General features: G+C 37.9%; 17 protein-coding genes and 1 riboswitch. Of the genes, 12 read left to right on the top strand and 5 right to left on the bottom strand.

Annotated features, from left to right (window positions below; genetic code table 11):
- On the top strand, positions 1–972 hold the full coding sequence (gene hflK, locus CYTFE_RS0102935; RefSeq protein WP_044213675.1) for an FtsH protease activity modulator HflK: 972 nt from the start codon (positions 1–3) through the stop codon (positions 970–972).
- A 292-nt stretch (positions 973–1,264) separates the two neighbouring features.
- Positions 1,265–2,209, top strand: coding sequence for a protease modulator HflC (hflC, locus tag CYTFE_RS0102930; protein ID WP_027470584.1), 945 nt, complete (start codon positions 1,265–1,267; stop codon positions 2,207–2,209).
- Positions 2,210–2,502: 293 nt separating this feature from the next.
- Here the strand turns inward: hflC and CYTFE_RS0102925 are convergent, their stop codons facing one another.
- Positions 2,503–4,728, bottom strand: coding sequence for a RelA/SpoT family protein (locus tag CYTFE_RS0102925; protein WP_027470583.1), 2,226 nt, complete (start codon positions 4,726–4,728; stop codon positions 2,503–2,505).
- A 195-nt stretch (positions 4,729–4,923) separates the two neighbouring features.
- On the opposite strand from CYTFE_RS0102925, the gene CYTFE_RS0102920 reads away from it, so the two are divergent.
- The 10 genes from CYTFE_RS0102920 (at position 4,924) to CYTFE_RS24715 (ending at position 17,406) form a co-directional block, all read left to right on the top strand.
- A complete protein-coding gene (locus CYTFE_RS0102920) occupies positions 4,924–5,211 on the top strand; it encodes a YtxH domain-containing protein (RefSeq protein ID WP_027470582.1) in 288 nt (95 codons plus the stop codon).
- A 134-nt stretch (positions 5,212–5,345) separates the two neighbouring features.
- Positions 5,346–5,720: a phage holin family protein gene (locus CYTFE_RS0102915; RefSeq protein WP_027470581.1), complete on the top strand. Its 375-nt coding sequence runs from the start codon at positions 5,346–5,348 to the stop codon at positions 5,718–5,720.
- Complete coding sequence (locus tag CYTFE_RS28295) at positions 5,707–6,000, top strand: hypothetical protein (RefSeq protein ID WP_052342957.1); 294 nt, start codon at positions 5,707–5,709, stop codon at positions 5,998–6,000. Before CYTFE_RS0102915 ends, CYTFE_RS28295 begins: the two co-directional genes overlap by 14 nt.
- Positions 6,001–6,265: 265 nt before the next feature.
- Positions 6,266–6,482, top strand: a riboswitch (cobalamin riboswitch).
- Positions 6,483–6,560: 78 nt separating this feature from the next.
- Positions 6,561–8,519 (top strand): TonB-dependent receptor plug domain-containing protein, encoded by a 1,959-nt coding sequence (locus CYTFE_RS0102905; protein ID WP_027470580.1) that lies wholly within the window; start codon positions 6,561–6,563, stop codon positions 8,517–8,519.
- Between the two features lie 17 nt (positions 8,520–8,536).
- The gene (locus tag CYTFE_RS0102900; protein ID WP_027470579.1) at positions 8,537–9,628 is read left to right on the top strand and encodes an NHL repeat-containing protein; all 1,092 of its coding nucleotides are present in this window, start codon (positions 8,537–8,539) and stop codon (positions 9,626–9,628) included.
- Between the two features lie 128 nt (positions 9,629–9,756).
- Positions 9,757–11,793, top strand: coding sequence for an NAD-dependent DNA ligase LigA (gene ligA / locus CYTFE_RS0102895; protein ID WP_027470578.1), 2,037 nt, complete (start codon positions 9,757–9,759; stop codon positions 11,791–11,793).
- A gap of 4 nt (positions 11,794–11,797) precedes the next feature.
- Positions 11,798–12,343, top strand: a complete 546-nt coding sequence (locus tag CYTFE_RS0102890) for a DUF6913 domain-containing protein (RefSeq protein WP_027470577.1) — start codon at positions 11,798–11,800, stop codon at positions 12,341–12,343.
- Between the two features lie 77 nt (positions 12,344–12,420).
- Positions 12,421–13,008, top strand: a complete 588-nt coding sequence (gene lpoB, locus CYTFE_RS0102885; RefSeq protein WP_027470576.1) for a penicillin-binding protein activator LpoB — start codon at positions 12,421–12,423, stop codon at positions 13,006–13,008.
- Between the two features lie 113 nt (positions 13,009–13,121).
- Complete coding sequence (locus tag CYTFE_RS0102880; protein WP_027470575.1) at positions 13,122–14,519, top strand: COG3014 family protein; 1,398 nt, start codon at positions 13,122–13,124, stop codon at positions 14,517–14,519.
- Between the two features lie 277 nt (positions 14,520–14,796).
- Positions 14,797–17,406, top strand: coding sequence for a PAS domain S-box protein (locus CYTFE_RS24715; protein ID WP_052522272.1), 2,610 nt, complete (start codon positions 14,797–14,799; stop codon positions 17,404–17,406).
- 14 nt (positions 17,407–17,420) lie between these two features.
- Here the strand turns inward: CYTFE_RS24715 and CYTFE_RS0102870 are convergent, their stop codons facing one another.
- The 4 genes from CYTFE_RS0102870 to CYTFE_RS28290 form a co-directional block, all read right to left on the bottom strand.
- The gene (locus CYTFE_RS0102870; protein ID WP_027470574.1) at positions 17,421–18,038 is read right to left on the bottom strand and encodes an IMPACT family protein; all 618 of its coding nucleotides are present in this window, start codon (positions 18,036–18,038) and stop codon (positions 17,421–17,423) included.
- 351 nt (positions 18,039–18,389) lie between these two features.
- A complete protein-coding gene (locus CYTFE_RS0102865; RefSeq protein ID WP_081735894.1) occupies positions 18,390–19,082 on the bottom strand; it encodes a NigD1/NigD2 family lipoprotein in 693 nt (230 codons plus the stop codon).
- 292 nt (positions 19,083–19,374) lie between these two features.
- Complete coding sequence (locus CYTFE_RS0102860; RefSeq protein ID WP_027470572.1) at positions 19,375–21,600, bottom strand: NADP-dependent isocitrate dehydrogenase; 2,226 nt, start codon at positions 21,598–21,600, stop codon at positions 19,375–19,377.
- A gap of 133 nt (positions 21,601–21,733) precedes the next feature.
- Positions 21,734–22,177 (bottom strand): hypothetical protein, encoded by a 444-nt coding sequence (locus CYTFE_RS28290; protein WP_052342955.1) that lies wholly within the window; start codon positions 22,175–22,177, stop codon positions 21,734–21,736.
- Between the last annotated feature and the right edge of the window lie 78 nt (positions 22,178–22,255).

Here is a 22,255-nt window from a genome sequence, read left to right as displayed (position 1 = left end):
ATGGAAAGTAATTTTAACAATTTCAAAATCGAATCTCCTCTTTTGAAAAACATTCTGAAGTACAGGAAGATGATCATCATCGCCTTTTTTTCATTGCTGATTTTCTTTGGTTCTTTTTTTCAGGTTGAACCAGAAGAAGTGGGTGTTATTACCCGTTTTGGTAAATATGTAAGAAAAGTTGAACCAGGGCTGAATATGAAAATGCCTTTTGTTGAACAGGTATACAAGGTAGCTGTTGAAAGACAACAAAAGTTAGAATTCGGCTTTCGAACACGTAAAGGTGGCTCTCAAGCACAGCATGCCAGATCGGGTGTTAAAGATGAGTCTTTAATGCTCACAGGCGACCTTAATCTGGCTGATGTGGAATGGGTGGTACAATACCGTATTAACAAACCATACGACTATCTTTTTATGGTAAGAAACCCGGAAGGCACACTACGTGATGTATCGGAAGCTGCTCTTCGACAAATCATTGGAGACCGCACGGTAAATGAAGTACTAACCGTAGGACGTACAGAGATAGCCACCAAAATGGAAGTGCTTGTGAACGAAATATGTCAGGAATATTCACTGGGTGTTAAGGTAGATCAGATAGTACTGCAAGATGTAAACCCTCCAGAACCGGTAAAAGCTGCATTTAATGCTGTCAACCAAGCACAACAAGAAAGAGAAACCTTGATTAATCAGGCAAAATCAGAGTATAATAAAGTAATTCCCAAAGCAAGAGGACAAGCCGAAGAAACCATACAAAAAGCGGAAGGTTTTGCTACAGAACGGGTGAATAACGCACTCGGTGAAGTTGCCCGTTTTAACGCAATCTACAAAGAGTACGTAAAAGCTCCTGAGGTTACCAAAAGAAGAATATACCTTGAAACCATGGGCTCTGTTTTACCAAAACTAGGTAGCAAGATCATCATTGATGAAGAGGGAAACAGTGTTTTACCATTATTACAGATGCAGTTGAATAAATAGCACTTTTAAATGGTAAAACAAGCCACTAAAAGCACTGCCTACCTATTAGAAGAGATCAGCGCAATAGTGAGATCAACACATACTTCTTTGTAAAACAAAGCAATACCATATGAAACGTGTTATGAGAATTGTTTCACACACAGAAGGATGATTAGTTTTAATGAGATCCATAGGACCATTAAAAGTTAAATATAAACAGATGAAACGGGCATGAGCAGCGCAAATGATTGGGCACATAGATGAACAATTGAAATTTGCACAGTTTAGTAAAGTTTCACTAATTTTTAAACAAATGAAAAATAATAAATTCATACTTATATCCGTCGCTTTGGCTGTATTGCTAGTTGTAATATTTCAAAGTGCATACGTGGTAAAAGAAACAGAACAGGTTGTAATTACTCAGTTTGGTAAACCTGTTGGAGAAGCAAAAACAGAACCCGGTCTAAAATTTAAAACACCTTTTATTCAAAAGACCAATTATTTTGACAAACGCTACATGGAATGGGATGGTGATCCTAACCAAGTCCCCACAAAAGATAAAAAGTTCATTTTTGTTGATACGTATGCACGATGGCAAATAACAGACCCATTGCAATTCTTCAAGAGAATGACCAACGAAAGAGGTGCTCTTACACGTTTAAATGATATATTGGATGGAGAAACACGGGATTACATAGCAGCCCACGATCTGGAAGAAGCAGTACGATCTCAGAACAGAACACCAGCATCTTCCGGAGCTACGGGAGAAATGATCTCAGACTCACTGGATATCATATCTGTTGGACGTCAACAACTGCAAGATAAAATTCTTATATCTGCCAACGAAAAGGCCAAAGACCTGGGTATTATCATCCTAGATTTTAGATTCAAAAGAATTAACTATGTGAAAGAGGTGAGTGCTCAGGTGTACGAACGAATGAAAAGTGAAAGATTTCGTATAGCCGATAAATTTCGCTCCGAAGGTCAGGGTGAAGCCTCTCGTATTAATGGAGAAAAAGAAAGAGAGCTAAAAACAATACAATCCGAAGCCTTTAGAAAAGCTGAAGAAATAAAAGGTAAGGCCGATGCACAGGCCGCAGCCATCTATGCCTCTGCGTACAACCAAACAGCTGCTTCCCGCGAATTATACGGTTTCTTAAAATCAATGGAAACTTTTGAAACTACATTTGACACAACAACTTCGGTTATCTTATCAACCGACAGCGAACTTTTTAAATACATGAAAAGTATGAAGTAAAGAACAAAAGTAATTGGGTAATAAGTAAAATACGATCTCCTATAACCCAATTAATATAAACAATAGTTATAGCGGACTTATTCTCCGCGTAATCAGCAAACTAAAAAGTCATTTACATGAGTCACCATTGCAAAAATGGTGACTCTTTATTTATATAGGCGTTTTGCATTTAACACACCATAAAACACCGGCAGATAACGCACAAAAGTTGGTTCTGTTAAAAAAACATTTACACAAGACCTTTTCAGTCTGTATCAGCACACAGATCCCACCCATGCATATGTCAAAAGAAACTATACTACCGAATCAATACGAGACACATTATAAACGCCTTTCACTTTCTTCACCTTTTTGATGAGTCGTCCTAACATATCGGTATCATTTACAAATACAGTTACTGTCCCCTCAAAACTCCCCTCCTGGGAGTCAATAGAAATAGACCGCATTTTCATTTTCAAGTCTTTAGTAATGACCTGGCTTATATTACTAACAATACCAATATCATCCGTTCCTGTAATCTTAAGAGTAGCCTGAAAATTAGCTGTACCACCAGAATTCCATTGTGCATTAACAATTCTATATCCAAATTTAGATCGCATCTCTGGAGCATTGGGACAGTTAATTCGATGTATTTTTATTCCTCCAGTAACCGCCACGAAGCCAAAAATTTTGTCACCAAAGATTGGACTACAGCATTTGGCCAGTGAATAATCCACATTTTTAAGGTTTTTATCAATCACAAGCACATCATCCGAGTCCTCCAGTTCATCATAACCGGCCACAAAATTGGTAGCACTTTTCTGTTGAGCAACCTCTTCCTGCTTCTCTTTATCCAGCACTTTAGTATCTGGAGCACTCACCACATCCTTCATACTGGTCACATCTATCGTCCCCAGTGCAATCTCCCTAAAAAAATCATTAATCGACTTTGATTTATAATGCTTTACCAACTGATGAATCAGCTGATCGGTCAGTTCTATTTTCCAATTTTTAAGTCTTCTAACGAGGGTTTCTTTTCCAAATTCAGATTCCTTATATTGTATTTCCTTGAGCGCCTGTTTCACCTTCGATTTAGCACGAGAAGTAGCCACCACATTTAACCATTCAGCCCTAGGCACTTGTGTTTTAGACGTAAGCACCTCTATTTGATCTCCATTTTTCAATACCTGTTTAATGGAGGCATGCTTTCCATTTATCTTAGCGCCATTACATTGTTTTCCAACCCCTGAGTGAATATCAAAAGCAAAATCAAGCACCGTAGCGCCCTTTGGCAAGCGTCTCAGATCCCCTTTGGGTGTAAAAACAAACACCTCTTCATCGTAAAGATTCAGTTTAAAATCATCGATAAAGTCAATGGCATTTCTTTCTGGATTTTCCAATACCTCACGGATATTACCTAACCAAGCGTCCATTCCCTTTTCGCCTTCTCCCCCCTTATATTTCCAGTGAGCAGCAAGTCCTTTTTCAGCCACTTCATTCATTCTATGGGTTCGAATTTGCACTTCCACCCACTTTTTATCGGGCCCCAGAACGGTGGTATGCAATGATTCATATCCATTTGATTTGGGGATAGATAACCAATCGCGTAGCCGGGATGGATTAGGTTGATACTTATCAGTAACAATGGAATACACTTTCCAACAATCAGCTTTCTCATCCTTTTCCTTACTATCTAGGATAACACGAATAGCAAACAGATCATACACATTTTCGAAAGGTGTATTTTGCTTTTTCATTTTATTATGGATAGAGTAGATCGTTTTAGTACGTCCCTTGATATCGAACTTTAAGCCAGCAGCCTCCAGCTCTTTTTTTATAGGCGCAATAAAATCGGCGATATATTTATCGCGGGCACGTTTCGTTTCATTTAGTTTTTTAGCAATAAAACTATACATCTCTCTATTGGTGTATTTCATCACACCATCTTCCATCTCACTTTTGATAGAATACAAACCCAAGCGGTGAGCCATAGGCGCATACAAATAGCCCACTTCGGCTGCAATTACCTGTTGGCTCTCAGCATCGTATAAATTTAAGCTACGCATGGTCTGTAACCTGTCCGCTAAAATAATGAGGATGACCCTCACATCCTGCGCAAAAGTCAGAAGTAGCTTTCTAAAGTTTTCACTTTCAATAGAAGTATCTTTCTCGTACAATCCTTTTACCTTTATCAATCCGGTAACAATATCCTCCACATTCTTACCAAAGATCTCTAGTATCTCATGTTTCTCAACATCATCACCCTGAACAACATCATACAATAAAGCACAGATGATAGAGGTCCTTCCCAATCCGATCTCCGATGCCACTATATTGGCCACTTCCAATGAGTGAATGGCAGATAACTTGCCCGATGGCCTTCTAAACTCTTTCTTCCTACTCAGAGCCATTTCAATGGCTTTCCGAATCTCCTTTATGTCATCATTAGATAATATATTCTTACAAGCCCTCAACAAGCTTCTATAGTTCTTTGTTATCTCTTTCTTCTCGTAACGATCAATTTCAACCAGCTTCTCCATATGTTTCTTTAAAAATCCATACCGTGTCAGTCATAAAACAAAAACAGACCCGATGCTAATCCCCAAATTTAGTGTACAGATATGTTTATTCAAAGCAATTATCAAAAGCTTTTTTTGCCATCTTGACTTTTACACCTTTAAGTGTTATATTAATAAATGATATACATTATTATTAACCATTTAAAAATTAGGCATATGAAAAATACAGGATTATTTTTAGGAGGCTTGCTGGCCGGAGCTATGGTTGGCGCTGCAGGCGCACTATTATTTGCACCTCAAAACGGAAAAGAAACCCGTAAACAACTAAGAGATAAGCTGCATGAGTTAGAAAAAGAGATGAATGCCACAAAAGAAAAAGTAAAAGTTAAAAGTGGAGAAATTAAAGACGAACTTAGAACTAAGATTCACAACATAGAGGGGAAAATTGAAAAACTTCTTGAGGAATACAAAAAAACACTAGAACCCACAAACAGTCCTAATTAATAAGAGGCAGCATCATCCATCATCTTTGTTAATTAATTGATGTCACATAAAATTTGCAGCATTTTATTTTGAAGCCCGATTCAAATTTCTTACATTAAAACAGAAATTGATTCGGGTATTTTTACGTATATACTATGAGTAATAAAGAAAGTTTATCTGACGATCTAACAGAAATAAAAAAAGAGATTGAATCTTACGTTCAAAATAGAATAGATTTGACGAAGCTGCATGTTGCCGAAGATTTAAGTCGTTTTACGGCCGGTGTAGCTGTTCGTCTTGTTTTATTTTATATCGCATTTTTTATACTCTTATTTTTATCAATAGCTGCAGCTTACGCATTTGGACGCTACACAAACAGCACCGAGTTAGGCTTTATCATAGTAGCAGGAGCCTATCTGGTTGCCGGTATTATTTTTTATCTGCTTAGGGGAATCCTTATCAACAAGCCCATCATTCAATCATTTATACATTTATTTTTTCCTAACTACAGCAATTATGACAAAGAATAATAACTATACACACATAAGTTCCTTTGACGACTTCCGAGAAGAAAAAATAAAACTTTATTATCAAATACGTCTCTCTGAAAAAAAGTTAGAAATAAAAAAAATGGAGCTTCAAGAATACCTGAATCCAATGCGTTTTGTCTCTGCTATCTTCAATGACTTATCACAATATGTTTTAAACCTATTCAAATCCTTTATAAGTGGCTTTATGCAAAAAGCAGAAACAAGTAACGCAGAAAAAGCCACTACCCCGAAATCTTCGGATTCAACATCCGAGACATAAGACCCATTAGTTTGACACCATTACCCATCATCACAGGATACAGGTCTACAAACAACCAGCATCCTTCACTCGGGCACTATTATTTCAATTTAAAAACAACACCCCATATTAACCTCCCTCAAAATAATTCATCAAGTTACATCAGGCAAGTGCTTTTTCACATATACTGTTCAAGTAGGAATTTTATTCCTCACTCAATACGATGATTGTCACAAGACAAAACACAATCCACCTTCTACATCGTCATTAAACACGAATATTTTATTAAATTTGCCGCATATTTGGTTTTCAAGGGTTGTAACAACCCGCGAATGAAAAGGGAATCCGGTGCTTGGTTTATTCCAAAATTCCGGAACTGTACCCGCAGCTGTAGGTTCATTAGTTATTACTGAAACACGCACACCACTGACAGACACTTGACTGTTGGGAAGGTATCAGTAGTATGAACAAGTCAGAATACCTGCCAATAATTAATTAACAAAAGCTTCGGGAGCTAGGCTGTTAAAGGTATTCTAACTAGAACATCTTTTTTTCCTCCCAGGCTACTATTTGACAAGTAAATGCATAAGATAGTCGGGATTGCTTTTTTCGTTTTTTTCACTTCTGTCATTCAAGGACAGAACTTATATTTACTGAATGACTCCACTCATTCGGTGTTAGCAGATACTTTTTATATCCAAGAAGTAGATGTTCTGTCACCCATCACGCAGAAATATTTAGTAGGCAGTAAAACCCAGCTCATCTCCCCTGAGCAAATGGAACAAATGGCCTCCCAAAATCTCAGCGATTTATTATCAACGAATACGCCCATATACATAAAATCTAACGCAGGCGGCTTATCCAGCTTCCACTTCAGAGGTACGTCCAGCGACCACACCTCTGTAATGGTCGGGGGCTTAACCATTAACTCACTCACCTTAGGCAGTTCTAATCCTAGCAATATCCCAACTTTTCTGTTTGACAAGGTGAATGTTTTATATGGCAGCTCATCCGCATCTCTTGGATCCGGATCCATAGGTGGCAGTATTCGCTTAAGTTCTGCACTCAACTGGACACAAGGACAGAAGGTTGAGTTATTGGCATCCACTGGATCTTTTGGCGCCTACACATGGGGTGGAAAAATATTTTTAGGGAATGGTAAATTTGAATCGGTCACCCGTATTTTATCTTTAGAAAAGAAAAACGACTTTAAATTTAAAAATACAGCCATTAAAGACTTTAGTACAGGTCAATTTAAAACGGAGAAACAAAAATATGCTTCCATAGATAACATGGATGTAATGCAAGAGCTAAATTTTAAAATTTCAGATAAAGAATCTTTCACATCCATGTTTTGGTATACCAATAGCTGGCACGAAGTTCAACCTACCATAGAAGCAAACTCCAGCGATACATTAATACAACAGACCTATGAAGATACTCACTTCAGAATGTGGACAAATTACAAGCTACAAAAACGCAAAATAAAATTCCAATTAGGAGCAGGTTATGTCTATGACGACGCTATTTCAAACGGTCTTCAAGAAGAATCTATTTCTACCCAAAGATTTATTTCAGAAACAAGCATCCAACACCAATGGAAAAATTTCAATTACACAATAGGAGCAAAATACAAACATATCGTTCCTGATGTTTACGCCTATAAAAACAATCCCACGGAAGATCGACTTGATATTTTCGCTTCCTTACTTATGAGATACGGCACCAACACCAATGTATCCATCAATTTACGTCAACAGTTTGTGACTTCATTCTCGGCACCCTTTACACCTTCCTTAGGATTAGAACACAACCTTTGGGTTCAAAAAAACTCCGTTCTAAAACTAAGTGCTAACATCCAAAAGAGCTATCGAATACCCACCCTCAATGATCGTTTTTGGGATCAACCTAACTATAAGGCCAATGAAAATTTAAAGTCAGAAGAAGGACTCGCTATTGAAGGAGGCTTAAAATACACCGTTAGCTTGGAGCACTTTACCCTTAAATCCAACATACATTACTTTTATATGGATGTGGATAATTGGCTTATGTGGATTCCAAAGACCGAAGGTTGGATTGCGGCCAATATACTTCGCGTAAAAAGCAAAGGACTAGAATTCCATTCCGATGCCACCATAAAACTCAACAAAACGAACATCCAATTAAGTACAAACTACACCTACAACAAGGCGATACGAGCAGCTTCGGAAATTGAGAATGATCAATTAGGACGTCAGTTAGAATATACACCCAAACACATGGCCAATGGATCCGTCAGCATCAACTATAAAGAACAGGGAATCAACATAAACGGATCTTATACCGGAGAAAGATATTACAACCAAGCGGAAAACAAAACATTGAACGACTATTTTCTTTTAAACATTTCTATTTACAAATACTTAAAGTTAAAAGAACACAAGCTTAGAATGTTTTTAAACATAAACAATGTGCTCAGTGAAAAATACCAAAACGAATATAGATACGCCATGCCCATGATCCACTACACTCTGGGCATCAAATATTACTTTAATAATTAGAAACAAATATTTTACACATGAAAAAGCTATTTTTATTAATTGCTATTATTCCATTTCTATTTTCTTCGTGTGAAGAAGACAATGAAACCAATAAAAACACGGAGACATCCAGTTTTTACATTGTAAATTATGGAAATTACGGAGGCACTAAAGGCTCTTTATCTTCCTTTAACCTAGCAGATTCAACCATCAACAATTACGTCTATGAATCGATCAATGGCGTAGCCATGACGGGTAACCCACAGTATGTATACAACTACGATGGTAATATTTATGTGATGGGTAACAACAAGGACGAAGTATATTATTTCGACAATGTTTTTCTTGAACAAACAGAAAATGGAGTGAGCACAGACATTGTGAAACCCAGGTACTGTGTTGGCAATGGAGACTACCTGTATATTTCATGCTGGGGAGGAGACATCTGGGAAGACACAAGCCTTTCCTATATTGCTAAATATAATTTAAAGGAAAAGATTGTGGAGAAAAAGATTGCTTTAGCCGGCGGTCCGGAAGGACTTGAAATTGCCAACGGCAAATTGTACTGTGCCTTAAATTATGAGCAAAAAGTAGCCATAATGGATTTAAACACCGAAACCTTCTCATATATCGATTTACCTGCCGCCACATCGTACTTTCTAAAAGATAATAGCAATAATTTATATGTAAGTATGATTAGTACCTTCACACATCCATCCACAGAAACAGGCATGGGGTATATCAACACACAAACAGATGAACTGGAAACAACGTATACCTTAAGTGGTATATCCACCGGCTATAGCTCCATTATGGCAGCCAATAGCGATTTTTCAAAAATATATATTATTGCTTCCTCATGGATTCAGGATACCAATGATGAGTGGATACAAGTAGGTGGACTACAAACTTTTGATGTTGCTAGCCAGACATACGAAGCAGAACCCTTCGTTTCCAATGTAAATGGATTAAATGGAGTAGCCGTCAACCCCGAAACCGATGATGTTTTCTGCATGATATCAGAAAGCACCTCTACCTCAGGAAAATTACAAATGTATAACAAGGATAAAACACTCATAAAAACACTAACTACCGGAATAGCGCCCGCATGGGCTTTATTTATTCAATAAAGATTATCTGCCGATAACTGCGAAGCACGCTTTTTCAAAAAGTTGAGAAAGCGTGCTTTTTTATTTTAGTATGTTCTTTCATTCTTTAAAAATTGTATTTTTACAAAATACCGATTCGAAAATGATAGATGATGAACGAAAACATTCAACAAGAGATACAAAGTTTACGAGAACAACTCAACCAACACAACCATCAATATTACGTTCTTAACCAACCTAGCATCTCTGATTATGCCTATGATCAGATGATGCATACATTGATAAAGCTGGAGAAGGAGCACCCCGAATACATGGATACCAACAGTCCTTCACTAAGAGTAGGTAGCGACATATCCAATGACTTTCAACAAATCACCCATAAATACCCTATGCTATCCTTGGGTAATACTTACAACGAAGGAGAGATAGCTGATTTTCACCAAAGAGTTAGCAAGGCTATTGGAGGAAATATAGAATACGTTTGCGAACTAAAATATGACGGAACGGCCATTGGTCTCACTTACGAAAATGGCCAACTAACACATGCTGTAACAAGGGGCGATGGAGAAAAGGGCGACGACGTTACAGCCAATGTAAAAACCATAAAAAGCATTCCTCTGCAATTAAAAGGTGACTATCCAGCTCATTTTGAGATCAGAGGAGAGATATTTATTCCCAATGCCGAGTTTCAGAAGATAAATGAGCTCCGTGATATTGAAGGAGAAGCACCCTTTGCCAATGCCCGTAACGCCGCAGCAGGCTCTCTTAAAATGAAAAAAAGCTCCGATGTGGCCAGACGTGGTCTCGACTGCTATCTATATTACATGATCGGAGAACAGCTTCCCACGACAATACATTCTCATAACCTGGAAAAAGCGCGTACATGGGGTTTTAAAATACCCGAACACTATAAGATATGTCATTCTCTGGAAGAGATCAACGAATTTATTGCCCATTGGAATAAGGAACGACATCAATTACCCTTTGAAATAGATGGCATCGTCATCAAGGTGAATGACATCAACTTACAAAATGAATTGGGCTACACCGCCAAGTCGCCACGCTGGGCCATATCTTATAAGTTCCAGGCTGAGGAAGCTTGTACCCAGCTACTATCTGTTGATTACCAGGTAGGCCGTTCAGGAAAAATAACGCCCGTGGCCAATCTGGAGCCAGTACAACTTGCTGGCACAACCGTAAAAAGAGCCTCCTTGCACAATGCCGACATCATTCAACAGCTAGATCTGCATGAGTCAGATATGGTATACGTGGAAAAGGGAGGAGAGATAATACCCAAGATAACAGGCGTAGATGAAAGTGCCCGCCCCCCTTTATCGTCAAAGATCCATTTTATAACAAAATGTCCTGAGTGTGGCACAATGCTCATCAGACCCGAGGGTGAGGCAGCCCATTTTTGTCCCAACGACAAGACCTGCCCCCCTCAACTCAAAGGCAAAATTGAACATTTTGTTAGCCGAAAGGCATTGAACATAGATTCATTTGGCGAACAGGTAGTTGATCTTCTTTTTGAAAAAGGTTTGGTAAGAGAAGTCAGTGATATTTACCAATTAAGTTACGATCAGCTAAATGGACTCAGCAGAATTTCAAGCGATGACCCTCAGAAAAAAACATTCAGCTTTCAGGAAAAGTCGACCCAAAACCTACTAAATGGAATTGCCAAATCCAAAGAAGTTCCTTTTCCCAATGTTTTATTCGGACTAGGCATCAAACATGTTGGGGCAACAGTTGCCAAAACACTCACTAAAAAGTTTCATACTATCGATCGATTAGCTAACGCTACCTTGGAAGAACTAACAGAAGTGGATGACATAGGACCTAAGGTAGCCCAAAGTGTCATTACCTATTTTGCCAATAGCGAAAACAGGGCTATGATTACACGATTAAAAGACGCAGGTCTTCAACTACAAGGTGAAGCACAAAATGAAAACCTGGGCAAATTCACAGGACTATCCTTTGTGGTAAGTGGAACCTTTACGCAGTTCTCGCGAGATGAACTAAAAAATAAGATTGAACAACACGGTGGAAAAAACCTTAGTGGAGTTTCGGCAAAAACATCGTATCTTGTGGCAGGTGAAAAAACAGGACCAGCTAAATTAGCCAAAGCCCAAAAACTAGGTGTAAAAATTATTAGCGAATCTGATTTTATTGATCTTCTAGAAAATTAATTCTGTGAACTACTTAACAAACATAAGAATTCGATTGGGTGCTTTTATATTGAAGCAAAAACTAAAAAAGAAAAAAAGAACGCCGGTCATTTGCAACTTAAAACAAGCCAAGAACATTGGTATTGTTTACGATACCAGCATTGCAAACAATCGACAATCCGTCACAAAACTCGAATCCTATTTCAAGGAATTAGAAATGAATATTGAAGTGTTAGGCTATGCCCATGTGAAAAAAGAAGAAAACACACTTATTGGAGACAATCACCACCACTATATTTACGCACAGGACTTTAACTGGTATTACAAGCCTAAAAATGAAATGATTGAACATTTCATTCAAGCCCCACTGGATATTATTATTAATTTGTACCAAGAAGAAGAATTTGCCATCGAATACATAATCAAGATGTCAAACGCAAAGTTTAAGGTAGGTTGTGCCCATATTGAAGAAAGCCTGCACGATCTGATGATAGATGTGAGCAAGCACAAAGGAGATACGGAATACTTAATTGAAAATGTGAAACATTATCTGAATATTTTGAATAATTAGTTGGCATGATAATTGATTTTTGACCACTACAATTACAAAATAAATATAAACATTTATCCAACCAAAATACGGTAAATATGAAAACTAAATTACTAACGTCCGCCCTTTTTATAGCATTACTTTTTTCGGCCTGCGCCAGTCACAAAGTAGAGCGAGTATCTCCTGATGAAGCCATTGATTTAAGTGGGAGATGGAACGACACGGATTCAAAGATGGTGGCAGAAGCCATGGTAGAACAAGTACTTTCCGGCGCTTGGATCACCAATTATATGCAAAACAACAACGGCAAAAAACCAGTGGTAATCGTTGGATTAGTATACAATAAATCACACGAACACATTAATGCCAACACCTTCATTAAGGATATAGAACGCACCTTTATTAATAGTGGTAAAGTACGTTTGGTACAGGCCGCCGACAAACGAGAAGAGCTTCGAAAAGAACGTGCTGCCCAACAGGAGTTTGCTTCACTGGAAACTGCCAAGCAATGGGGCAAAGAATTAGGAGCTGATTTCATGCTCAACGGAGACATCAACTCAATTGTAGATACCTATAAAAAAGAACGGGTGAACTATTACCAGACTAACCTGGAGTTATCAAACCTTGAAACCAACGAAATAGTTTGGATTGGTGACAAAAAGATAAAAAAATACATCAACAAATAAATTACAAAAGCCTATTCCATTCCTACTAAACACTACGAATGGAATAGGCCTTTAAAGCAGTCAAATCAGTGACGCATAAATATTTATTTCTCACCTCCTTCCAATTAACTCATATGTCAATTAAAAAAAACAAACTCGTACTTTTAATTGTCACTACATGTATATCCCTCACTTTTATGGGATGTGCCACCTACTACCAAAAAAACTATCAACTTCAAAGTTATATTACAAATGGAGATTTTCATTCTGCCGACAAACTCTTAAAAAAAGATAAGAAAGGAGAATCTGGAGTTAATAAGGTACTCCACTATATGAACAAAGGGGTGGTCAATTTTATGTTGGGCAACTACCAACTTAGTAATACCTACTTTGAAAAAGCAGACTTATACAACGAGGACTACAAAAAAAGTCTGGGTTCAGAAGCTTTAGCAATGATCTCCAACCCCATGGTACGCCCCTACAAACCAGAAGATTTTGAAATCGTAATGGTTCATTATTACAAATCGCTCAATTACCTTATGCTTAAAAATTATGAAGAAGCACTGGTAGAGTGTAGAAGAGTCAACATTCAGTTACAACAGCTAAACGACAAATACAAAAACAATAAGAACAAATACACCAATGACGCTTTTGCCCATAATTTAATGGGGATGATTTATGATGCCTCAGGAGATAAGAACAATGCATTCATAGCCTACCGTAATGCTTACGAAGCCTATGAAAATGACTATAAGAAGTTATTTAGTATTGCTGCCCCCCTTCAATTAAAAAAAGACCTCCTACGTGTTGCATACCAAATAGGTTTTATGCAAGAATATAATTACTATAAAGACCTATTCGCACTAGAATACAAACCTTCCGACAACGAAGATGGATCGCTTGTTTTTTTATGGATGAATGGTTTTGGCCCAGTTAAATCAGAGTGGAGTATCAATTTTACAAATGCAGGCTACCGAAATGGATGGGTTACTTTTGTCAATGAGGATTATGGCTTTAACTTCCCGGTATACGTAGGTAACCGAAGAGTAAATGAGCAAGGTGCTTTTAAAAACCTATCCTTTCTTCGGGTGGCCTTTCCCAAGTACATAGAAAGAAAACCTGCATTCACTCAAGCTATACTACGAACCCAACAGCAGGAATATCCCCTGGAATTATCAGAAAATATTAACGCCATCGCATTTCAATCACTCAAAGACCGTATGACCAGAGAGATGGCCAATAGCATTGCCCGACTCGCCACAAAAAAAGCACTGGAATCATTGGCCAACAGAGAAAACCAAAACCTGGGCTCCATCATCAGTATTGTTAATGCACTCACCGAAAAAGCAGACACCAGAAACTGGCAGTCGCTTCCATATGCCATCCACTATACAAGAATACCTTTAGCACCAGGAAACCATCAGATAGAGATGATAGTCAATGGTTCTGAACAACGCCACGAAACCTTTCATTTTGATATTGAAAAAAACAAAACAAGCTTTTTCACTTTCCACCAGATAGAAACAAAATAAACTTTAGAGCATATCGTACACTCATAACAAATACTTCGCTAACGAAAACAATGCACTCCTTAGATGATTGATGACATTACTCAAAAAAAAGGACTACATCATCGAATTAATTTGGACTGTATTCAAATTAAGTAGTATTTTAGTATTTATAAATTCTATCATTGCAAATTAATATGCTTACAGCAAAGACGTGGACCTATCAAACAACAACTATAATTACTTCTTAAAACGTTGGAAAGGACAATTTGGCATTTATGCCCAAATAATGAATTGTTCCATGGTTTTATTAGCTGAATTAAAAGAAAATAGCTTAACAGCGATTGCCTATAGTTCGCCAAGTGAAAACAATATTTTTTACAATAAAAACATCAGCAACAGTCTTTGCAAACAAATTATTGACACTTCAAAAAGTCAATTCATTGACGACCTACAAAGGTCAGATAAAAATGAAACACTAGAAGCTCAAGCAGGTTTAAAATGCCTATATGGTGTACCGGTCCTTGACGAACAAGGCAATAATTTTGCTTGCTTATGCATGTATTCCAAAAAACAAAGCTACATCTCTGACGAAAAAAAAAGGCAACTTGAAATCATTAAGATCCAACTAGAAGAAGACATCATATACGCATCCAAACATTATCAAAGAAACACCATACCACGCGACGTACTGCTGAACGAAGATGAAAAACTAAAATATTTTTTTCGATATTCTCCCATTGGCATATTCTACTTCGACAAGAATTTGATTATTACCGATTTAAACGAAAAGTTTGCCCACATACTCAAATCGGATAAAAGGGCATTACTAGGGCTTAACATAAACAAGATTTATGATAAGAGAGTACTCCCAGCCCTTCAGAATGCACTTTTAGGTATTGAGGATGAATATGAGGGAGAATACCTTACTTCCACTAGTGGCAATGTTACAAATGTACTTTTAAAGGCCGCTCCGGTATTTGTAAATAAAAAGATCGCCGGGGGTATTGGCATCTTACAAGATATATCCATCAGAACAAAGATCGAAAAAGCCTTAAAATCCAGTGAAAATAAATACCGCGACCTGGTAGAAAAGATTAACGACGTCATTTTTTCTATTGATGCCAATGGAATCTGCACCTATATTAGTCCGGTCATTAAATTATTGGTTGGCTATGATCCTCAGGAAGTAATCGGATACAGCTTCAGTGATTTTGTCTGCGAGAACCACCGCCTCACCTTTAGTGATGCGCTTAAGAGTGTAAAGCGAGGATGCACTGTTGATTCCGAAATAAAAATAAAAAATAAAAGTGGCGATTTCAACTGGATTCGCAGCTCCATGCGCCCCATCTATGGAGAAGATGGGGTCTTTGTTGGCATACATGGTATCGCCCAAGATATTAGAGAAACCAAACGCATAGAATTGTCTTTGCGGGAAAGCGAAGAGCAATTCAGGATGGTGGCTACTCATATTTCAGACATCATATATGAATGGAATCCACACACCGATGAATTGACATGGTATGGAGACCCATCCGTTATTCTTAAACAGTTAAGCACCATCAATAAATTTTCTGATTTAAAGGAATTCATCCATGAGGAAGACCGCCCTACAATAACCCAACGATGGGAAAATGCGCTAAAGGATGGAATCGCTTGGAAAAATGAATTTAAACTACAATCAGGCAATCATAAACCCATATACATTTTAGGTAGTGGCTTAATGCTATTTAAAAATGACAAACCCCACAAAGGTTTTGGCACACTTACAAACGTAAGCACAGAGAAAGAACTGGTTGAAAACCTTAAACTATCCAACCAAAGATTGGCAAAGAACATGACCAAAACCAACAGTCTGATGTCTGCCATTCCTGATATGATGTTTGTATTTGATAGAAATGGTAAAATAACAGACTATCAAAGCAATGACGAAGCGGAACTATTTAAGAAAGCAAATATTTTTATTCATAAAAATGTAAACCAGGTATTGCCGCCCGACATCGCCCAGTTAACACTTGATAAAATAGCCATTGTACTTCATAACAAAAACATTGAGACCTATAAATATGAGCTCCAGTTCAAAAATACGGTTCAAATATTTGAATCAAGAATGGTGTATCTTGACGAAGAGCACACCTTAGCCATCGTCAGAAACATTACCACAAAAGAACTGGCAGAAAAAGAACTCATCACGGCAAAGGAAAAAGCGGAAGAAAGCGACCGGTTGAAATCCTCATTCTTAGCCAATATGTCTCATGAGATCCGAACCCCCATGAATGGCATCATAGGTTTTTCAGAGCTATTATCTTCTAAAACCATTAATCCTGCCGAAAGAGAATATTACACCTCGGTTATTATTAAAAGCGGACATCAATTACTGGACATCATCAATGATGTACTGGAAATATCCAAGATAGAAACCGGTCAAATACAGGTAAACAATTCTGTTGTTCATGTTTTTGACGTATTGCAAACCATGTTTTCTTTCTTTAACAAAAAAGCACTGGAGAATGACATACATCTTAGGGTAGACATTCCGGAAGACGAAGAAAAAGTGCTTGTTGTAACTGATGAAAGCAAATTAAAACAAATATTAAGTAATTTAATAAGCAATGCCGTTAAATTCACGAAGGGCGGTACCATTTGTATTGGCTACAGCATTACAGACCGTTTTATTGAGTTCTTTGTGGAAGATAATGGTATTGGCATCGCCAAACAAGAGCAGAAAAAAATATTTGAACGCTTTTCGCAAGCGAATCCTCAGATCATGCGGCAGCATGGAGGAACAGGCTTGGGTTTGTCTATTTCTCAAAGCTTGGTAGAAATACTAGGAGGAAGTATTGGTTTAGACTCAGTGCCTGGCAAAGGGTCTAAATTTTCCTTTACAATCCCTTACAAACAACCAAAATAGTTACATATAGTATCTTACTGCGTTCTTAGGTACTCACACTTAACGGAGTCTACTTTTTCGAATCGGTGCAGCACCTTTTGAACTTCGGACTGACGTATACTAAATTCTAATTCACAGGACAGGTCAAATTTTTGGTTGGCAATTATCAAATTCTCATCCTTCACAATCTTCATAATATCATTCATTACCAAATAATCGAACTTAACACTATATAAATCATCCACCGTTTTTTCAATAATATCGGCATTAGCGATGGCATCTATGGTAGCCTCTTTATAAGCGCGTATTAAACCAGGAACGCCCAGTTTGGTCCCTCCAAAATAACGTACTACAACCACCAAAATATTAGTCAGCTCCATGGATCTTAACTGCCCATAGATAGGCTTACCTGCCGTACCCGATGGTTCACCATCATCATTGGCACGGTAACGTAGACCATCCGTCCCTAACTGCCAGGCAAAACAATGATGACGTGCATCGTAAAATTCATCCTTTAGCTTACGCACATGTTCTTTGATTTCATCTTCGCTATAAACTGGATATGCGTACGAAATAAATTTACTTCCCTTTTCTTTATATATGCCTTCTGAAGGGGCTGCTATGGTCTTATATTTATCTTTAATCTCTCCCATATTTCTTTGTAGAAATGCAAATCTACAAAAAGTACAATGATAAATAAAGCAAGCATGCCTTGTATATAAATTTAGTACCATATATAGTGGCTGCAAGAAAACTACTGTTTTCTTTGTCTTTGATAAGAAAGCTACAAAGACAAGGCTTTCGATATTTTTGAAACCAAGGAGTTTACTGATAGTAAATGACTGTTTCAAAAATGAGAATAACGCAGTATTTGGAGTTTTCTTGCAAAGACTATATAACAACACTTCCCCTTCTGTCCTCAGACAAAAGGGGAAGTACAGTGTTAAAGTTGAATTTCTAAAAAACTGCCAGTCCTTTACTAATTAAATACCAACTGTAAACGGCTAACTAGGATCATACACTACTTGATATATTTTTTCCTGCGAATCTCCTTTATTAACCCTTATCCTGAATTCAATTTCATTATCCTCATTCAGCTCTAACAGAGAAGAAAGCTCACTCAAATCGTATGTTTGGTAGGTATAATAATTAGCGCCACCATCTTCTTCTTCCTCCGGATAATAATTATACAGATCTAGAATAACAGCTTCACCATCCTCCTGTTGAGTTGCATCATAACACAAAGAAAACACATGCGATCCTTTTTGCTGGGCATAAAAAATCTGCAAATTCAAATAATTCTCAGATATACCCATATCTGTTACTGTAATAAAGCCATCTCCAATGGTGTCGCGACTATCATCATCTAAGGTCACAATATCAGAAAAGTCAATATCGTAAAAACCTTTCAACTCCACCAAATAATCATAAAGAATAGTCTCCTCTGGTGTTTCTTTGATGGAAAAAGTAGCAAGCACCCTATCATAAGCATCTAGTTCTACCCCTTCATCATCAAAGGATTCCACCATTAGCTTCTCGCCACCATCAATATCGATAAAGTAATTACCCCCATCTGTATACATAAAACCAAAACGTGTAAACACCTCTGGTATTGGGTCACTATCTTCTGAACAGGCTGACATCCCGACAACAATAGCGAACATAAGCAACATATGCTTCATTTTTAAAAACTTCATTCCTTCTTTTTTTTATGTGTTATTAATTTCCTCTAATCTAACCTATTTTACAAATAGGCTAAATTAGGATGCACCTACTACCATCAATTGTTTGACTAAATTTATTGGTAATGGTTGCGTACCAAATAAATTTATTACTATATTTTTTCGAAATAGATTTCCTAATGCCTTTTCCGCGTTTATTAATCACAAGCAAAAAACAAACAGGTATTTTTAAAGATACAAGGCTAAAAAAATGCCAACACTCACTCAAGTATTGGCATATACAATTTCATCAAAACAGGATAACTAGCTATACCCTACTCAGAATATTATTAAAGGTCTCACTTGGACGCATAGCTTTTGAAACCAAGTCCTCATTTGGTTGGTAATAACCACCAATATTCACTTCTTTACCCTGTGCATCAATCAGTTCTTTGGTAATTTTTCTTTCATGATCGGTAAGCATCAATACCATTTTAGCAAACTTACGTTGCAACGGTACATCTTCCGTTTGTTCGGCCATTGCTTTGGCCCAATATAGAGCCAGGTAAAAATGACTGGTTCTATTATCTGGTTCATTCACCTTACGCGACGGAGATTTATCATTGAGTAAAAACTGGCTATTCGCCTGGTTTAAAGCCTTAGCCAATAGTACTGCTTTAGTATTCCTTGTTTTATTACCAATATCCTCCAACGACACAGCCAATGCTAAAAACTCTCCCAACGAATCCCAACGAAGATGTCCTTCGCTCAAGAATTGTTGCACATGTTTTGGAGCAGAGCCTCCTGCGCCGGTCTCATACAGACCTCCGCCAGCCAACAAGGGCACAATAGATAACATCTTGGCACTTGTTCCCAACTCCAAAATAGGAAATAAATCAGTCAAGTAGTCACGAAGCACATTACCTGTCACCGAAATAGTATCTTCACCTACTTTCACGCGTTTTAAAGTATATTGCATAGCTTCCACTGGCGACAATATTTTGATGTCTGATCCAGCAATATCTTCTTCCTGAAGGTAAGCATTCACTTTGTCCATGATATTTGCATCATGCGCTCTATTCTTATCCAACCAGAAAATAGCTGGATTACCGGTTGCCTTTGCTCTTTTAACAGCCAGACGCACCCAATCTTTCACTGCCACATCCTGCGTTTGACACATACGCCAAATGTCTCCTTCCTCAACAGCATGCTCAAAGGCCACAGAACCATCACTAAAAGTGACTCTCACTGTTCCGTCAGCAGGAATCAAAAATGTTTTATCATGCGATCCGTACTCCTCTGCTTTCTTTGCCATCAATCCCACGTTGGAAACGCTCCCCATGGTAGTCACATCAAAAGCTCCATTTTCCTTACAGAAAGAAAATACCTCTTGATATATTTCGGCATAAGACCTATCCGGGATCATGGCTTTGGTATCTTTCAGTTTACCATCCGGTCCCCACATTTTACCTGAGGTACGAATAGCAGCCGGCATAGAAGCATCGATAATAATATCACTAGGTACATGCAGGTTGGTAATTCCCTTGTCTGAATTAACCATGGCCAATTCCGGACGAGATGCATACACCTGTTGAATAGCAGCTTCCACTTCTTCTTTTTCTTCTGCAGGCAGGGTTGCTATCTTGGCATAAACATCCCCCAAGCCATTATTGGGATCCACTCCCAGCTTATTAAAGAGATCGGCATATCTTTCGAATACCTCCTTATAAAAAACAGTTACTGCATGTCCAAACATAATAGGATCGGACACCTTCATCATGGTAGCTTTTAGATGTAAGGACAGCAATACATCCTCACTTTTAGCAGCTTCTATCTCTTTTTCATAAAACGCTCTCAACGCTTTTTTACTCATCACCGAACCATCGATCACCTCTCCCTTTTGCAGAACAGTTTGTTCTTTCAACACGGTTACTTCCCATTCATTGGCTATTAACTCAATTTTTACAGCCCCTTGCTCAGGCGCTACAAAAGATTTTTCAGAAGAATAAAAATCACCACCTTTCATATAGGCCACATGAGATTTAGAGTCGGCACTCCATGCCCCCATTGAATGTGGGTTATTCTTTGCATATTGCTTCACTGCTTCTGCCACCCTTCTATCAGAATTCCCTTCTCTCAACACAGGGTTCACTGCACTTCCCAATACCTTAGCATACCTGGCCTTTATTTCTTTTTCCGCATCGTTTTGGGGATCTACCGGGTAGTCAGGAATATCATATCCATGGTCTTGCAATTCTTTAATAGCAGCTATTAACTGAGGTATAGAAGCACTTATATTTGGTAATTTAATGATATTGGCCTCTGGACTATTGGCCAATGCTCCCAACTGTGCCAAGGCGTCATCCTGCTTTTGTTCCTCTGTCAAACGATCCGGAAAGCTAGCAATAATTCGTCCTGCCAAAGATATATCAGTCAACTCAACCTCAACACCAGCAGCGTCAGTAAAGGTTTTTATGATGGGCAATAAAGAATAGGTAGCCAAAGCCGGTGCTTCGTCGGTTTTGGTGTAAATAATTTTTGATGTTTTTGTCATATCAAATCAGTTTTCTGTATTCGGTGTTCAGTAAACAGTTTTTTATCTGCAAAAGTTTAAAAAAATAATATTTTGCCAGCCATTCATCTATCAAACCAGATACACATTTAGTATCATCCTGTTTTTAAACGCATTATTCAACATCCAAATCAAACTTCTTGGTAAGCGACAATAACGCAGGATTCTTTTTTGCCATTAACTTGGCTTTTTCGGCAGCCGTAAATGCCTTTGTTGTTACATGCTCACCAGTCATCAATTGCGTCTCTAATTCTAAGTTCGCATTTCTCAATTCGCTCTTTAAGAATAAGAAGATGTTTGTTTTCTGTTCTTTCAGCTCATGATCTTGCGTTTTATTTTTAAGCTGAACTCTTAATATATTACCTGCTTGTAAGGCCGGTATATGATTATTCAGGATACTTGCCAGCCGCGGATTTGTTTTCTCAATCTTTTTCGCATATTTGAGCCAAACCAATCTCACACTGTCCTGATCTACTGGATCGTTCCAGCTTGGATCAATGGTGATAACCTCCTCATTGGTTTTACCATCACCTGCACCATCCGCCTCATTTATTAACAAATCACCATGCAGCGCAGCTTTTAATGAGATGGTTTTTTTTAGTGCACTCTTATGTCCACCTCCTTGTTTTACTGTATT

It is taken from the genome of Saccharicrinis fermentans DSM 9555 = JCM 21142, assembly GCF_000517085.1.
Taxonomy (GTDB): domain Bacteria; phylum Bacteroidota; class Bacteroidia; order Bacteroidales; family Marinilabiliaceae; genus Saccharicrinis; species Saccharicrinis fermentans.
Note: the sequence above shows the minus strand (reverse complement) of the source record. Positions and strands in the feature narration are given on the sequence as shown.

Excerpts from the sequence above, each read along its gene's own strand:
- CYTFE_RS0102860 (WP_027470572.1), bottom strand. The coding sequence starts at position 21,600 with ATGACAAAAACATCAAAAATTATTTACACCAAAACCGACGAAGCACCG.
- CYTFE_RS0102865 (WP_081735894.1), bottom strand. The coding sequence starts at position 19,082 with ATGAAGTTTTTAAAAATGAAGCATATGTTGCTTATGTTCGCTATTGTT.
- CYTFE_RS0102900 (WP_027470579.1), top strand. The coding sequence starts at position 8,537 with ATGAAAAAGCTATTTTTATTAATTGCTATTATTCCATTTCTATTTTCT.
- CYTFE_RS24715 (WP_052522272.1), top strand. The coding sequence starts at position 14,797 with ATGGTTTTATTAGCTGAATTAAAAGAAAATAGCTTAACAGCGATTGCC.
- CYTFE_RS0102925 (WP_027470583.1), bottom strand. The coding sequence starts at position 4,728 with ATGGAGAAGCTGGTTGAAATTGATCGTTACGAGAAGAAAGAGATAACA.
- CYTFE_RS0102920 (WP_027470582.1), top strand. The coding sequence starts at position 4,924 with ATGAAAAATACAGGATTATTTTTAGGAGGCTTGCTGGCCGGAGCTATG.
- CYTFE_RS0102880 (WP_027470575.1), top strand. The coding sequence starts at position 13,122 with ATGTCAATTAAAAAAAACAAACTCGTACTTTTAATTGTCACTACATGT.
- ligA (WP_027470578.1), top strand. The coding sequence starts at position 9,757 with ATGATGAACGAAAACATTCAACAAGAGATACAAAGTTTACGAGAACAA.
- hflC (WP_027470584.1), top strand. The coding sequence starts at position 1,265 with ATGAAAAATAATAAATTCATACTTATATCCGTCGCTTTGGCTGTATTG.
- CYTFE_RS0102905 (WP_027470580.1), top strand. The coding sequence starts at position 6,561 with ATGCATAAGATAGTCGGGATTGCTTTTTTCGTTTTTTTCACTTCTGTC.
- CYTFE_RS0102870 (WP_027470574.1), bottom strand. The coding sequence starts at position 18,038 with ATGGGAGAGATTAAAGATAAATATAAGACCATAGCAGCCCCTTCAGAA.
- CYTFE_RS28295 (WP_052342957.1), top strand. The coding sequence starts at position 5,707 with ATGACAAAGAATAATAACTATACACACATAAGTTCCTTTGACGACTTC.
- CYTFE_RS0102915 (WP_027470581.1), top strand. The coding sequence starts at position 5,346 with ATGAGTAATAAAGAAAGTTTATCTGACGATCTAACAGAAATAAAAAAA.
- lpoB (WP_027470576.1), top strand. The coding sequence starts at position 12,421 with ATGAAAACTAAATTACTAACGTCCGCCCTTTTTATAGCATTACTTTTT.
- hflK (WP_044213675.1), top strand. The coding sequence starts at position 1 with ATGGAAAGTAATTTTAACAATTTCAAAATCGAATCTCCTCTTTTGAAA.